Origin of the sequence: Sphingobium lactosutens DS20 (genome assembly GCF_000445105.1) — a bacterium.
Classification (GTDB): domain Bacteria; phylum Pseudomonadota; class Alphaproteobacteria; order Sphingomonadales; family Sphingomonadaceae; genus Sphingobium; species Sphingobium lactosutens.
In genome coordinates, this window is the sequence record NZ_ATDP01000110.1 from 20,559 (window position 1) to 34,017 (window position 13,459).

Annotated in this window: 17 protein-coding genes; 6 read left to right on the forward strand and 11 right to left on the reverse strand. The window is 65.4% G+C overall.

Annotated elements, in window-relative coordinates:
• Positions 1–73: 73 nt before the first annotated feature.
• The 3 genes from RLDS_RS53720 to RLDS_RS53730 are packed head-to-tail and all read left to right on the forward strand — an operon-like array spanning position 74 to position 2,030.
• Entirely contained in the window at positions 74–544 is a 471-nt protein-coding gene (locus RLDS_RS53720) for a tRNA (cytidine(34)-2'-O)-methyltransferase (RefSeq protein WP_021228751.1), read from the forward strand.
• Entirely contained in the window at positions 541–1,425 is an 885-nt protein-coding gene (gene hemF, locus RLDS_RS53725; RefSeq protein WP_021228752.1) for an oxygen-dependent coproporphyrinogen oxidase, read from the forward strand. The genes RLDS_RS53720 and hemF overlap by 4 nt, the downstream gene beginning before the upstream one ends.
• A gap of 5 nt (positions 1,426–1,430) precedes the next feature.
• A complete protein-coding gene (locus tag RLDS_RS53730; protein WP_021228753.1) occupies positions 1,431–2,030 on the forward strand; it encodes a GNAT family N-acetyltransferase in 600 nt (199 codons plus the stop codon).
• Here RLDS_RS53730 and RLDS_RS53735 read toward each other — a convergent pair.
• Positions 2,012–2,806 carry a glycerophosphoryl diester phosphodiesterase membrane domain-containing protein gene (locus RLDS_RS53735; RefSeq protein WP_021228754.1) on the reverse strand — a complete coding sequence of 265 codons (795 nt, stop codon included), beginning with the start codon at positions 2,804–2,806 and terminating at the stop codon, positions 2,012–2,014. The genes RLDS_RS53730 and RLDS_RS53735 overlap by 19 nt on opposite strands.
• Positions 2,807–2,885: 79 nt before the next feature.
• Between RLDS_RS53735 and lipB the strand changes: the two genes are divergently transcribed.
• From lipB to RLDS_RS53750, 3 genes are all read left to right on the forward strand, one after another.
• Positions 2,886–3,581: a lipoyl(octanoyl) transferase LipB gene (lipB, locus tag RLDS_RS53740; RefSeq protein WP_021228755.1), complete on the forward strand. Its 696-nt coding sequence runs from the start codon at positions 2,886–2,888 to the stop codon at positions 3,579–3,581.
• 61 nt (positions 3,582–3,642) lie between these two features.
• Entirely contained in the window at positions 3,643–3,918 is a 276-nt protein-coding gene (locus tag RLDS_RS53745; protein WP_031299277.1) for a hypothetical protein, read from the forward strand.
• Between the two features lie 83 nt (positions 3,919–4,001).
• Positions 4,002–4,694: a hypothetical protein gene (locus tag RLDS_RS53750; protein WP_021228757.1), complete on the forward strand. Its 693-nt coding sequence runs from the start codon at positions 4,002–4,004 to the stop codon at positions 4,692–4,694.
• Positions 4,695–4,956: 262 nt separating this feature from the next.
• Here RLDS_RS53750 and RLDS_RS53755 read toward each other — a convergent pair whose 3' ends face one another.
• The 10 genes from RLDS_RS53755 to RLDS_RS53800 all read right to left on the reverse strand — a co-directional run bounded on the left by RLDS_RS53755 (position 4,957) and on the right by RLDS_RS53800 (position 13,364).
• On the reverse strand, positions 4,957–5,247 hold the full coding sequence (locus RLDS_RS53755; protein ID WP_021228758.1) for a GIY-YIG nuclease family protein: 291 nt from the start codon (positions 5,245–5,247) through the stop codon (positions 4,957–4,959).
• A gap of 313 nt (positions 5,248–5,560) precedes the next feature.
• Entirely contained in the window at positions 5,561–6,208 is a 648-nt protein-coding gene (gene queE, locus RLDS_RS53760) for a 7-carboxy-7-deazaguanine synthase (RefSeq protein WP_021228759.1), read from the reverse strand.
• Positions 6,209–6,211: 3 nt separating this feature from the next.
• Positions 6,212–6,913, reverse strand: coding sequence for a 7-cyano-7-deazaguanine synthase QueC (queC, locus tag RLDS_RS53765; RefSeq protein WP_021228760.1), 702 nt, complete (start codon positions 6,911–6,913; stop codon positions 6,212–6,214).
• 65 nt (positions 6,914–6,978) lie between these two features.
• A complete protein-coding gene (locus RLDS_RS53770; protein ID WP_021228761.1) occupies positions 6,979–7,398 on the reverse strand; it encodes a DUF3617 domain-containing protein in 420 nt (139 codons plus the stop codon).
• Positions 7,399–7,492: 94 nt separating this feature from the next.
• The gene (hslO, locus tag RLDS_RS53775) at positions 7,493–8,431 is read right to left on the reverse strand and encodes an Hsp33 family molecular chaperone HslO (protein WP_031299280.1); all 939 of its coding nucleotides are present in this window, start codon (positions 8,429–8,431) and stop codon (positions 7,493–7,495) included.
• 94 nt (positions 8,432–8,525) lie between these two features.
• Positions 8,526–9,455 carry an ornithine carbamoyltransferase gene (gene argF, locus RLDS_RS53780; protein WP_021228763.1) on the reverse strand — a complete coding sequence of 310 codons (930 nt, stop codon included), beginning with the start codon at positions 9,453–9,455 and terminating at the stop codon, positions 8,526–8,528.
• A gap of 147 nt (positions 9,456–9,602) precedes the next feature.
• On the reverse strand, positions 9,603–10,799 hold the full coding sequence (locus RLDS_RS53785; RefSeq protein WP_021228764.1) for an aspartate aminotransferase family protein: 1,197 nt from the start codon (positions 10,797–10,799) through the stop codon (positions 9,603–9,605).
• 186 nt (positions 10,800–10,985) lie between these two features.
• A complete protein-coding gene (locus tag RLDS_RS53790; protein WP_021228765.1) occupies positions 10,986–11,381 on the reverse strand; it encodes a flagellar export chaperone FliS in 396 nt (131 codons plus the stop codon).
• A 16-nt stretch (positions 11,382–11,397) separates the two neighbouring features.
• Complete coding sequence (fliD, locus tag RLDS_RS53795) at positions 11,398–12,813, reverse strand: flagellar filament capping protein FliD (protein ID WP_021228766.1); 1,416 nt, start codon at positions 12,811–12,813, stop codon at positions 11,398–11,400.
• A gap of 92 nt (positions 12,814–12,905) precedes the next feature.
• Positions 12,906–13,364 carry a hypothetical protein gene (locus RLDS_RS53800; protein ID WP_021228767.1) on the reverse strand — a complete coding sequence of 153 codons (459 nt, stop codon included), beginning with the start codon at positions 13,362–13,364 and terminating at the stop codon, positions 12,906–12,908.
• Between the last annotated feature and the right edge of the window lie 95 nt (positions 13,365–13,459).

Consider the following 13,459-nt stretch of genomic DNA (forward strand, 5'->3'; position numbering starts at 1 on the left):
CCTGATAACCGGGAAGCGCGCGCTTTGCCAACCGCAATCTTACTTGGCCTGTTACAAAAGCTTGCGCTGCTCTATGGCGCTGCCCATGCGTATCGCCCTTTACCAACCGGAGATTGCGGGCAATGTCGGCGCGATCCTGCGCCTTGCCGCCTGTCTCGCCGTGCCCGTCGACATCATCATGCCCACCGGATTCGCCTTTTCCGACGCGCGCCTAAAACGGGCCGCGATGGATTATGGCGCGGCGGCCGACGTCACCCGCCATGCCAATTTCGAGGCGTTCGATGCTCTGCGGCGGGCAGAAGGCCGGCGATTGCTGTTGATGAGCGCTCACGCCTCGCAGCGATTGCCGGACGTACGGTTCGCGCCCGATGACGTGCTGTTGATGGGGTCGGAAAGCGCCGGCGTGCCCGATAGCGTGCGCGATCTGGCCGATATTCGCGTGCGCATTCCGATGGCGCCGGGCTTTCGGTCCTTGAATATCGCCGTGTCGACCGGCATCGCCGTGGCCGAAGCATTACGCCAGACCGAGGGGTTTCCCGCATGACCAATCCCGTTCCCATCGTCCCCTTCGCGCTCGATGATCGCCAACAAGCCGCGCGTAGCTGGTTCGAATCGCTGCGCGACCGCATCTGCGCCGAATTTGAAGCGATCGAACGCGAAGCCGGCAGCGACGCCGCCTTTGCCTTCACCCCCTGGGACCGCGAGGCGGATGGCCAGGCGCCCGGCGAAGGCGGGGGGGGCGTGCGCGGCGTGATGAAGGGCAAGATATTCGAAAAGGTGGGCGTCAACATCTCCACCGTGGGCGGGGAGTTCGCGCCCGGCTTCGCCCAGACGATTCATGGTGCGGAAGAAAACCCAGCCTTCTTCGCCACCGGCATCAGCCTGGTGGCGCATATGGCCAACCCGCATGTCCCGGCCGTGCACATGAACACGCGCTATCTCGTCACCACGAAAAGCTGGTTCGGCGGCGGGGCGGACCTCAATCCGCCCCTGCCACGCGAACAAGACACGGCCGATTTTCACGCCGTGCTGAAGGACGCATGCGACGCGCATGATCCCGATCATTACCCCCGGTTCAAGGCATGGGCGGACGATTATTTCTTCATCCCCCATCGCGGCGTGCATCGCGGCGTCGGCGGCATCTTCTACGATCATCTGGAATGCGCCGACGACACAGCGTTCGACGCCAATTTCGCCTTTACCCGCGCGGTCGGCGACGCCTTCCTCGCCGCCTTCCCCCCGATCGTGCGGCGGCGGATGGCGGAGCCGTGGAGCGAGGCGGACTATCGCACCATGCTGGAATGGCGCGGCCGCTATGCCGAATTCAACCTGGTCCATGACCGAGGCACCCTGTTCGGACTCAAGACCGGCGGCAATATCGACGCCATCCTGATGAGCCTGCCGCCCATGGCAAGCTGGAGCTGACGCTCGTGCCGCTGACGCGGGTCGAACCGGGCATGGTGGCCACGATCGTCACCCATCTGGAGATGCGCGCCCGGCCCCGGCCGGCGCCGATCCCGCCCGCGCCGCTGCGGCTCGTCCGCTGGAAAACGCCCGATGCTGACGCCTATCGCACGTTGTTCCGCCGCGTCGGCGCGCCATGGCTGTGGTTTTCCCGGCTGGTGATGGCGGACGCGCCATTGCTGGCAATCCTCCACGACCCCGCCGTCGAAATCTATGCGGTCACGGACCCGCGCGGCACGGAAATCGGCCTCCTCGAACTGGATTTCCGGTCCATGCCCGATTGCGGGCTAAGCTTCCTTGGCCTGGTTCCCGAACGGACCGGCAAGGGGCTGGGCCGATGGCTGATGGCGCACGCAACCTCGCTCGCCTGGCGCAAGGGCGTGGAGCGTTTCCAGGTCCACACCTGCACGCTGGACAGCCCGGGAGCGCTGGGCTTTTACATGCGATCAGGCTTCACACCCTTCGCGCGGGAGGTCGAGACATTCGCCGACCCGCGCCTGGCGGGCATAGTGCCGCGCGATGCCGCGCCGCATGTGCCGATCCTGGATCAGGCCGCCGACGCCTGACGATAGATGCGCGCGAGCATCACCAGCAGATAGACCTGCACCACCGCCGACACCGCCGCGGCAGCGATGCCGCCAGCCAGCCGCGCACCCTCCGGGCCTGCGAGCAGGCTGCCCAGCAGACCGACGATCACTTGCGCGGCCGTGCCCACCAGCGTCGACAACAGCATCACGATCACCAGAAAGCCGAACAGCCGCCAGAAATGACCGCGCGTCAGCGACCAGGCGTGGCGCAACGATTCGATTACGCCCCCGCGCGTGTCGATGACGACCGCATTCAGCAGGACCAGCCGGATGCTCGCGAAAAAGACGATGATGACCGCGGCCAGCCCCAAAAGCAGGCCCATCGCATGCGCCGCCTGTTGCGAGGCCATGGCGAAAATCACGCTGACCAGCGCGACCACGACAATGAAAGCGACAATGGCAACGACCACCAGCAGCGCGGTGCCCAGCAGGACGGGCAGTCGCGAAAAGCTGAGCCGCAGTGCCTCTCCCACGCTGATGCCGGGGCGCAGCGCCAAGGCGAACAGTGCCAGCGACCCGAACCAGATGATGACGATGCCCAGCAGCATCGACAGGGCAAAGCCGGGCGGCATCACCGGAATGGCGTCCGCCTTCGGCTGCGCGAACCAGGCCTGCAACTGCGGCGGTGTCATTTCCTGAACGACCAGTCCCGGCAGCGCCACGAACAGCAGGGCGACCGGAAACAGCAAGGTCGCTTCGCGCCGGATGAAGGCGACGGCTTCCTCCCACGCCTTGCCGATGGAGATTGTCGCCATATCTAATCTGCCTGCCTCAAGAGGGGGAAATGCGGCCAGGAGACTTGATCGCTCGCTTGCCCCAAGTCAAGGAAACGCCATGGTTGATCCCCTTCCCTTCCCCGACCACGTCGAATGGCGCGTCGATGCGGCGCCGGTCGATTATCCAGAAGCGCTGACCGACATGGAAGCGCGCGCCGCCGCGATCTACGCCGGGGACGCGCGCGAGCGGGTGTGGCTGCTGGAGCATCCGCCGCTTTATACGGCGGGAACCAGCGCCGACCCGGCCGAACTCATCGACCCGCGCTTTCCCGTCCATGACGCCGGGCGCGGGGGGCGCTACACCTATCATGGACCGGGGCAGCGGATCGGTTATCTCAACATCGACCTGGGGCATCGCGGCAAGGATGTGCGCAATTTCGTCCACCATCTGGAAGGCTGGATGATCGCGGCACTGGGCGATCTGGGCATCCCGGCGCGGCGGGCGGAGGGGCGGATCGGCATCTGGACCGACGACGCGCAGGGACGCGAGGCCAAGATCGGCGCTCTCGGCATCCGGGTGCGGCGCTGGGTGACGCTGCATGGCTTTTCCATCAACGTCGACCCCGACCTGTCGCATTTTACCGGCATCGTGCCCTGCGGCATCAGCGACTATCCCGTGACCAGCATCGCCGCGCTGGGCGGCAACACGTCGATGGCCGCGCTCGACGCAGCCCTTAAAAGCCATTTCCCGTCCTTTCTCAGCCGCTTGTCGCGCTGCGGCTCGGGGCTTGAGCAATGCGAGGCCGCCCGCTAGGGTCCTGCGCTCTGACCGGCGGGGGATGCCGGGTATCGACGCGATGTTCAAGGAGACCCGGATGCGCGTGAATGCATGGATCGTCTGCACCGCCGCTCTGCTGTCGCTGACCGCCTGCGGGGGCGGCGACAAGGGCGGCAGCAATGTGCAGATGAAGGACATGGAAGTGGTGGACGGCACCGCGACCGACGCGATGACCGACCTGGACGGCGTGCAGAGCGAAGGCACCGCGATCGCCGCGCCCGGCAATGATGGTGCGGCCAATCAGAGCGCACCCGCGAGCGCCGCGCCTGCCGCCGCACCGGCCGAAGATGCCGAAGTGGTGGCGGACCAGTAAGCCGACCGCCATCGGAATAGTATGCGCGCATGGTTATGACTATCGGGATGCGCCGCGCCGCATCCTTCTGGAGAGACGAGACGATGAGCTTCCGTTCCGCCCTGCGCACCAGCCTGTGCAGCCTGTCGATCGCCCTGATGCCGCTGGCCGCGCAGCCGGCCGCCGCGCAATTCTACTGGTCGCCGCCCGACATGAGCGCGCCTGCCTTCACCGACAGCAATGCCGCCATCGCGCTGGGCCTGCCGGGCGCGACCGCTGAGGAGATCAAGGCCGGGCTGGCGTGGAATCTGCGCGCCGCGCTCAACGTCGCGGCGCTGCAATGCCAGTTCGAACCCACGCTGCTGACGGTCGACAATTACAATGCCATGATCGCCCATCATGACGCGGAACTGGACGCGGCGCAGGCGACGCTGCTCGCCTATTTCCAGCGTACCGCGGGCAAGGGCCGCGCCGGCCAGTCGGCCGCGGACATGTACAATACCCGCATCTATTCGGGCTATTCGACGGTGCAGGCGCAAAAGGGCTTTTGCCAGGAAGCCGGCGTCGTCGGCCGCCAGGCGATTTTCGCCGATCGCGGCGCGCTCGCCGACGTGGCGCGCGCGGGCCTCGCCTCGATCAAGAAATCGCTCATTCAGGCGGGCGAGCAATATTATGGCATGCCCGGCGACGATTATGCCGTCGCCCTGCCCTCCTTCGACCCTGGCTGCTGGAAAAAGGGCGTGCTGGAGCCGGTGTGCCATCAGGCCTATAATGAGAAGGTCGGCGTCACGCCGTAAGTCGGGCGAGAGGCTTGCTGGCGATTTGGGTCAGCTCTTATCATTGTCACCCCGGCCTTGAGCCGGGGTCCTGCTTCTTCCGTCCAAGAGAGCGGGATGCCGGGTCTAGCGCGGCATGACGGCGTTTTCTCATCGAGTGGCTGGGGCGAAACAGGATGAGCGTGCAGGACGAGGTCGTATTTCGACCACTCCCGGCCATTCAATAGCGCCTTAGGCTCGCCCACATAGTCGTCATCCCAGCGAAGGCTGGGATCTCGGGCGGTCATGCAATGAGGTCTGACAGATCGCGCCAATCTGGATTGCTGCCCTCGATCAATCGAATTTTCCATTCGCGCTTCCAGACCTTGAGCGCCTTTTTGCGGGCAATGGCGAGCGTCATGTCATCATGAGGCTCCACCAGCACGAGACATGTGAGGCCATATCTCTTGCAGAAGGTCGATCCGGTGCCGTTTCGATGCTGAAGCACCCGTGCGGCGAGGTTGGCGGTAACGCCAATGTAGAGGACGCCATGAGCCTTGTTGGTCATGATGTAGGTGTAGCCGCCGCGCGCCATGTCTCATCGTTGCGCACCATCGCCTGAGATGCCAGCCTTCGCTGGCATGACGGAAAAAAGGTCAGTCGCTTTGCAATTATGCGCCTTCGAAAGTCATCGTTCTGCTTCCCACCCTCCTTCGTCATTCCCGCGAATGCGGGAACCCATCTTTCGACTATAGCTCACGTGCCGTGCTGAGACGATGGGTCCCCGCCTTTGCGGGGATGACGAAATGAAACATACCGTCCACAAATCACCCATCCCGGTCATTTCCGCAACCCTAAGGGCGGCAGCAGGCGATGGCGGATCGCAGTGTCCTGCGACCAGCGCTGCCCTATCGCAGCCCCAGATATTTATGCGCCTGCACCGTCAACCGCCATTGCGGGCGGTCCATGACCAGGGCGATGGCGGCGCGGGCGTTGTCGGGGGCGTGGGCGTCGTCGAGCGGCTGGATCAGGTGATGGTCGAAGGCCCATCCGGCCATCGCGTCGACATCGGCCAGGCTATGGCCCCCGCCCGGCTGCGGCCAAACGAGCTTTAGTTCATGGCCCGATCGCTGCACCACGTCACTGCCGGCCTTGGGGCTGATGCAGATCCAGTCGATGCCGGGATGGGCGGCCAGGGTGCCGTTGCTCTCGATCGCGATGGTGAAGCCGCGATCATGCAGCGCGTCGACCAGCGCGTCGTCCACCTGCAACATCGGCTCCCCGCCGGTCAGCACGATGTAGCGCCCCTGCGCCCCCTCTCCCCAGAAGCCAAGCGCGGCGTCGGCCAGCGCATCGGCATCCGCGAACTTGCCGCCGCCAAGGCCGTCGGTGCCGACGAAGTCCGTATCGCAAAAACGGCATATGGCGCTGGCGCGGTCCTGCTCGCGCCCGCTCCATAAATTGCAGCCGGCAAAGCGCAGGAATACCGCGCGCCGCCCCGCCTGCACCCCTTCGCCCTGGAGCGTCAGGAACATTTCCTTGACCGCGTAGCTCATGGTTTATGCCTTGGGCGGCTGCACGGCATAGATTGTGGGATCGGGCAGGCCCGCTTCCTGATAGCCTTTGGAGCGCAGCCGGCAGCTGTCGCACAGGCCGCAATGCTTGCCATCGGGCGTGGGATCATAGCAGGACCAGCTGATCCCGGCGTCGAGGCCCAGCCGATCGGCCTCGCGCGCGATGTCCGCCTTGGTCATATATTGCAGCGGCGTGTTGATGCGGATCGGATGCCCCTCCACCCCCGCCTTGGTGGCGAGCGTCGCCATCTTCTGAAAGGCGTCGATAAATTCGGGCCGGCAATCGGGATAGCCCGAATAATCGAGCGCGTTGACGCCGATGAAGATGTCGCTCGCGCCCGCGACTTCGGCCAGGCCCAGCGTCAGCGACAGGAAGATCGTGTTGCGCGCCGGCACATAGGTGACGGGGATGTCACCCCCCACTCCGCTTTTGGGCACGGCGATGTCGGCCGTTAGCGCCGATCCGCCAAAGGCGGTGAGGTCGAGCGGCAGGACGATGTGGCGGATCGCGTTGAGCGCCTGCGCCACGCGGGCGGCGGCGCGCAATTCGACGCGATGGCGCTGATTGTAGTCGATCGACAGCGCGAAGATGCGAAAGCCCGCTTCGCGCGCCAGCGCGCCCGCCACCATGGAATCAAGCCCGCCCGACAGGAGGACGACGGCGAATTTATCTTGCCCAGCAACCATGGCGCCGCGCTACGCCTCCCGACGCGTCAGCGCAAGCGGTCGCGCCCTGACGCTGATGCTGCGGGTCAAGGCCGGCAGGGACCCAGGCGCCGCGCTTCGGCATCGAAGGCGAAGGGCGCGCCATTGGCGACCCCCTGCGACCGGATCTGCACCAGCCGGTCGGTTTCCACGCGCAGGTCGGTGCGGCCATTGCCCGCCGCGGCGCAATCATAGGTGATGGACAGGGACTTCGCGCCGTCATCGACTGTGAAGGCCGAACACAGGCGGGGACCATGGTGCAGCTGGAGCAACTGGCGCAGGTCGCTGATGCAGAGGCGGCGCGTGTGCGCATCCTCGCCGCGCTCGCGCACTTCCCACTGGCCTGGCTTCAACGCCTGTAGCGCTTTGGCCGGCGGCGCAGCGCGCTTGACGGGGCCTGCGCCATAAGCCGCGCCGGCCACGCCGATCAGCGCGATCGCGACACCTAATGAGCGCGCTGCTGCCATGGTCGATCCGCCTTTTCCAAAGTCGCAAAGAGATGATGCTGAATCATTGCCGGACAATTGCGGCAATTTCATAGCGCAAACGGAACGGCTGGCCTCAATTGGCGCCAGAGGCCGGGGTCGGCGCATCCGCGTCGAAACTGTCGAGCGCCAGCGGGAAGATGCGCGAGCAGAAGGCGCAATCGACGCCGATGACGCCATCGTCCCCCGCCATTTCGGCGCGTTCTTCGGCAGGAAAGCGGCCGATCACGTCGCGGATATGCGCCAGATCGCACCGGCACCCCTTGGCCAGCGGCGCGCTTTCGCTCACGCGCACTTCCTCTTCCTCATGGAACAGCCGCCACAATATATCGGTCAGCGGCAAGGCGGGGTCGGTCAGTTCGTCGGGGCGCAGCGTGTCGGCCAGCACCTGCACATGCTCCCATTCGGGATGATCGTGGCGGACATGCAGCCTTTCACGCCCGACTTCGCCTTCGGGCAGATGCTGGAGCAGAAGGCCCGCCGCGATGCACCCTTCGCCCGCGTCATGGCGGGTGGCAATGCGGATCAGGCTGGGGATTTGTTCGGACTGGAAGAAATAATGCTCCGCCGCGTCCGCCAACGATTCGCCCTCCAGCGGCACGATGCCCTGATAGCGCTCGCCGGTTTCGGCAAGGTCGAAGGTGATGGCAAGGAAACCCTTGCCGAACAAACCGAACAGCGACGGGTCGGGGCCCAGCTCGGCAAGGCGGTCGGCATCGAACTTGGCATAGCCGCGCAGGTCGCCATTCTTGTAATCGGCGACCAGCAGGCTGATGACGCCATTGTCGGTCTGCGCCTGAAGGGTCAGCTGCCCCCCTTCCTCCTTGAGCGTGCTGCCCAGCAGTGCCGCGAGCACCAGCGCGGAGGCCAGCGTCCGTTCGATCGCGGGGGGATAGGCGTGGGCGGCGAGCACCGCGTCCAGCACGGGGCCAAGGCGCACCAGCCGACCGCGCGCATGGCGCTGCGTGATGGTGAAGCCAACGGCTTGGTCAAGGGTGGCGGCAGGCGTCAACATGATACTCCGGCAGCCGGCGCGCATGGGGCCGGCCAAAGATTTCAGCATCCAGCGATGCGGGCAGGCCGCCTAGATAGGAAGCCCGCCCGAAATCTCAACCAAGGCGGCCCAGCGCCCAGAGCAGCACCGATTTCTGGCCATGGATGCGGTTTTCCGCCTCGTCCCAGATCAGCGACTGCGGCCCGTCGATAACCGCATCCACCACCTCCTCGCCGCGATGGGCAGGCAGGCAATGGAGGAACCTGGCGCCGGGCTTGGCCTGGCGCATCAGGTCGGACGTCACCTGGAACGGCATCATCGCCGCCAGCTTTTCGTCGGCATGTGCCTGACCCATGGAAATCCAGGTATCGGTGACGACCACGTCCGCGCCCGCCACGGCCTCTGCCGCGTCCCGCGTCAGCGTGATGGTCGACCCCGCGGCGCGCGCCGCATCGGCAAAGCCGGGGTCGGGATCATAGCCATGGGGAATGCCCATGCGCACGTCGAACCGCATCAGGCCGGCCGCCTCGACGATCGAATGCAGCACATTATTGCCATCGCCCAGCCACGCCCATTGGCTGCCAGGCAGCGCCAGGCCATGTTCGACGACGGTCAGCAGGTCCGCGACGATCTGGCACGGGTGCGACAGGTCGGTGAGGCCATTGATGACGGGAACCGTGGCATAATGCGCCATTTCCTCCACCTTGGCATGGTCGTCGGTGCGGATCATGATGGCATCGACCATGCGGGAAAGGACGCGCGCGGTATCGGCAATGCTTTCGCCGCGTCCCAGCTGGCTGGTCGCGCCATCCAGGATCAGCGACGTGCCCCCCAGCTGCCGGATTGCCATGTCGAAGCTGACGCGCGTGCGGGTGCTGTTCTTTTCAAAGATCATCGCCAGCGTATGGCCGGCGAGCGGCGTGTCGGCATCGGCCGCGCCCTTGGGCTTGCCCGCCCGCGCGGCCTTCCGGTCGATGGCGTCGGCGATCATCGCGGCGATGGCATCGCCGCCTGCGTCGGAAAGATTGAGAAAATGCTTGGTCATGGGGTATGCCCCTCATCAGCTCCGTTCGTGCTGAGTAGGGCCTGAGCCCATCGAAGGTCCGTATCGAAGCAGTCGCGCAGACCCGACCCTTCGATACGCCATTTCGGCAAGCTCCATGGCTACTCAGGACGAACGGCAATAGTTGGTTCAAGCCGCCTTCGCCTGCTTGAAGCTCCGCGCGCCGGCGGAAATCTTCTCGATGGCTTCGGCGATGTGGCTTTCCTCGATCACGAGGGGCGGCAGGATGCGCAGCACATTCTGCCCCGCCGACACGGCGAGCAGCCCGTGATGATCGCGCAGATGCCCGACAAAGGCGCGCGCGTCATAGGCGTCCTTCATCCTGACGCCCAGCATCAGGCCCATGCCGCGCACATCGGCGAACATGTCGTCGTGATTGGGGATGAGCTGTTCCAATGCTGCGCGCAGGCGCGCGCCCATGGTCTTCACATGGTCGAGGAAACCATCGGCCAGCACTTCGTCCAGCACAGTAAGGCCCACCGCCATGGCGAGCGGATTGCCGCCATAGGTCGACCCGTGGGTGCCGAACACCATGCCCTTGGCCGCTTCCTCGGTCGCCAGGCACGCGCCGAGCGGAAAGCCGCCGCCAATGCCCTTGGCCACGGCCATGACGTCGGGCGTGACGCCATATTGTTCATGGGCGAAGAAGGTGCCGGTGCGCGCATAGCCGCACTGCACTTCGTCGAGGATGAGCAACAGCCCCCGTTCGTCGCACAGCTGGCGCAAGCCCTTGAGGAACTCCTCCGTCGCCGGGGTCACGCCGCCTTCGCCCTGCACTGGCTCCAGCAGGAAGCCTGCGGTATTGTCGTCCACAGCGGCGGTTGCCGCCTCAAGGTCGTTGAAGGGCACGACCTGAAAACCGGGCAGCAGCGGTTCGAAACCGTCGCGCATCTTGGGCTGGCTGGTGGCCGAAATCGTGCCGAGCGTCCGCCCGTGAAAGGCGTTGTCGAAGCTGATGATCTTGTGCCGGTGCGCTTCGCCATTGGCAAAATGATAACGGCGCGCGGTCTTGATCGCGCATTCCACCGCTTCCGCACCCGAATTGGTGAAGAAGACGGTGTCGGCGAATGTGTTGTCGACCAGTTTCTGCGCGAACTCCTCCCCCAGCGGCATGCCGTAGAGGTTGGACGTGTGCATCAGGGTCGCGGCCTGATCGGCGATCGTCTTGACCAGCCGGGGATGACCATGGCCGAGCAGATTGACGGCGATGCCGCTGGCGAAATCGAGATAGCGCTCGCCGCGCTCGCCGATCAGATAGCAGCCCTCGCCTCGCACCGGACGCACATCGCACCGGGGGTAAACGGGCATGAGCGGCTTAATCGACATGGGCCTTACCTTTCTGGACTGATGCCTAAATCGTCAGATGCGCGGGGTTGCGCGAAACGCAAAAAGGCGGCCCCGCCGGACCGCCCTCATGCGAGCAACGCCTATACAGAGGGCTGATAGGGGGTGCAACCCCGCCGCCCGAGGCCAATGGCGCGGCGCTGGCCCTGATGACGCGCCTGCCTTGCCTCAGCCGATCTGGTTCCAGGCTTCCGCGATTTCCGCGACGATGGCGCGCGCTTCGTCGACCGGCGCGGCGGAGCGCTCCTTCGCGCCGACCAGCAACAGCCGGCGCGCCTCGCGATAGATTTGCGCCAGACCCGTGGCGACGTCGCCGCCCTTGTCGAAGTCCAGGCTGGATTCGAGCGCGAACAGGATGGACATGGCGCGGGCCTGCTTGTCCGACACCTTCATCCGATCGCCATTGCGTTCGGCCAGCGCGGCCGCGTCGAGCGCCAGCAGCAATTCGTCGAACAGGATCTTGACCAGTCCGTGCGGGGTCGCCCCTTCGGTGCGGCTGCCCGAATGCACCGCCGCATACCGCCGCGCCGCCGAACCGCCTGCATAACCCTGATTGTAGAACATCGTCTTCCGTCCCGATTTAGCTATCGCTGTTGTTCCAGACCTCGATCTGCTGTTCGAGGTAGCTTTGCGTCGCCTTGAGCGCGCTGAGGCGTGTTTCCATCGCCGCGTAAACCTTGGTCAGATGCTCCTCATAATTGGCCATCTGATCGTCGAGCTTGTCGAGCTGCTCGGTAAAATCCTCGGCCAGCGCCTCATAGCGCTCCTGCGCCAGCTTGAGCGGGCCATCATCCTTCTCGATCGAATCGCGCACGCTGTCCATCAGGCTGGCAAGCCCCGGATTGGCGGCGGTCGAAACCTTGGGATTGACCATGTTGGTAACGCCTTCGGGGTCCGCCTCCATCGCCTGCGCCAGCATGTCGGTGTCGAGGCTGAGCGTGCCGTCGCGATTGGTCGTAACGCCGATATCGGCCAGCGTCTTGTAGGCGCCGGTGCCGCCGAGCGGGGTCGAGGTGATGGCGGCGAGCTGGCGCTTCATGTCGCGCACGCCGGACACGCCGTTCAGGACCCCGGCGCTCGACGAGTCCGCGCCCGTCGCCGTCGCGGTGTTGAGCGCGGTCATCAGCGTATTATAGGCGCTGACAAATTCCTTGAGCAGGTCGGACAGGCCCGCCGTGGGCTGGGTCATCGACAAGGTGACGGTGGTGCCGGGCGACGCCTTGTTGAGGTCGATGCGCAGATAGTCGATCGCGCCATCCACGGTGTTGCTGGCATATTCATAGGCGACGCCGTCCAGCGTGATCTTGGCGTTTTGCGGCGCCGACGTGCTGGACATGGTCGCGCTATCCGTGCCGTTCCAGCCCAGCCCCGCCAGCACGCTGCCGCTGTCGTCGGCGGTAGTGCTGATGGAGAAATCATTGGCCGCGCCGGTTTCGCCCTTGAACACCAGCCGCGTGCCGTTGGTATCCGTCACGACGCGCGCCGTGACGCCCGTCCCCGCCGCATTGATCGCGGCGGCCAGGCCGGCAAAGCTGTTGTTGGTCGAATCGATCGTGATGGTGGTCGCTTCGCCCGCCCCGTTGGTGATGGTGAAGCTGCCGGTGCCGACAGCGCTGCTGCCCGTCGCGCCGGCGGTCGCGGCGGAAGACAGGACGCGCGCGGTCGCCAACTGGTCGACCGTCAGCTGCGCAGGCAGGCCCGACGGGCTGCCGCCGCTCAGCAGCGTGACCGACGCGATGCTGCTGTCGTTGGACGACGCGGTGCCGGTATAGTCCGCGCCCGAGAGCACTTCGGTGAGCGCGTCGGCAAAGGTGTCGAGCGAGCTGATCGCAGAGGCGAGCGCGGAGATGCGCGAGCTGTTGAGCGACTGGCGGCTGGTGATCGCCGATTCCTTCGGCTCGCGCGTCGCGCTGACCAGGCTGGAAACGAGCGAGGACGTGTCGATCCCCGATCCCGCGCCGAGCGCCGTCAAGATGCTGCTGCCTACCGAAGTCATTGGGCCGTCCTTTCAAGAGGGTAGAACGGCGGTAGCGAAAAGACCTTTAGGAAAGATTTGCGGCAGGGCCGGATGGTCCTGCCCTGCCCGGTCTAATTGCCGGAAACCGCGACCTGCTCCACCGTTGCGCGGCGCAGATGCGCTTGCCCGGCATGGGCGTGACCAGCGCGCGCGACGATGCGCCGGGCGACGTCGGCGGCATGTTCCACCGCCTCCTTGCTGGCCGGCGGCAGGGGAACCAGCACCATGGGCCTGGGGATCATCGCCTGCACCGCGTCCTGCGCCTGCGCTAGGTCGGTCGACCCGGCGTCGAGGTCGGCCAATATCTCGGCAATGCGGGCATGGACCTCGACATATTCGGCGAGGCTGGCCAGCTCTTCCTGGCTGCTGCCCGTCAGGTCGGACTGCGGCAGGGCGCTTCGCTTGTCCTGGGCCAGCGCGTCACTGGTCCGGTTGGCGGACACCGCCTGGATGGCGGGCACGGGCGAAGACGCGCGGACGACCGCGCGGTCGACCGGCGACAATTCAGTACGCGATACATAATCGTCCATGACGCACCATCCTCAGGCGTCCCCGTGAACAGAGAACGGATAGGCAAACTGATGTTTTAGGGCGCTGAGCAAAAAAAATTTGTCGCCCGCAAATA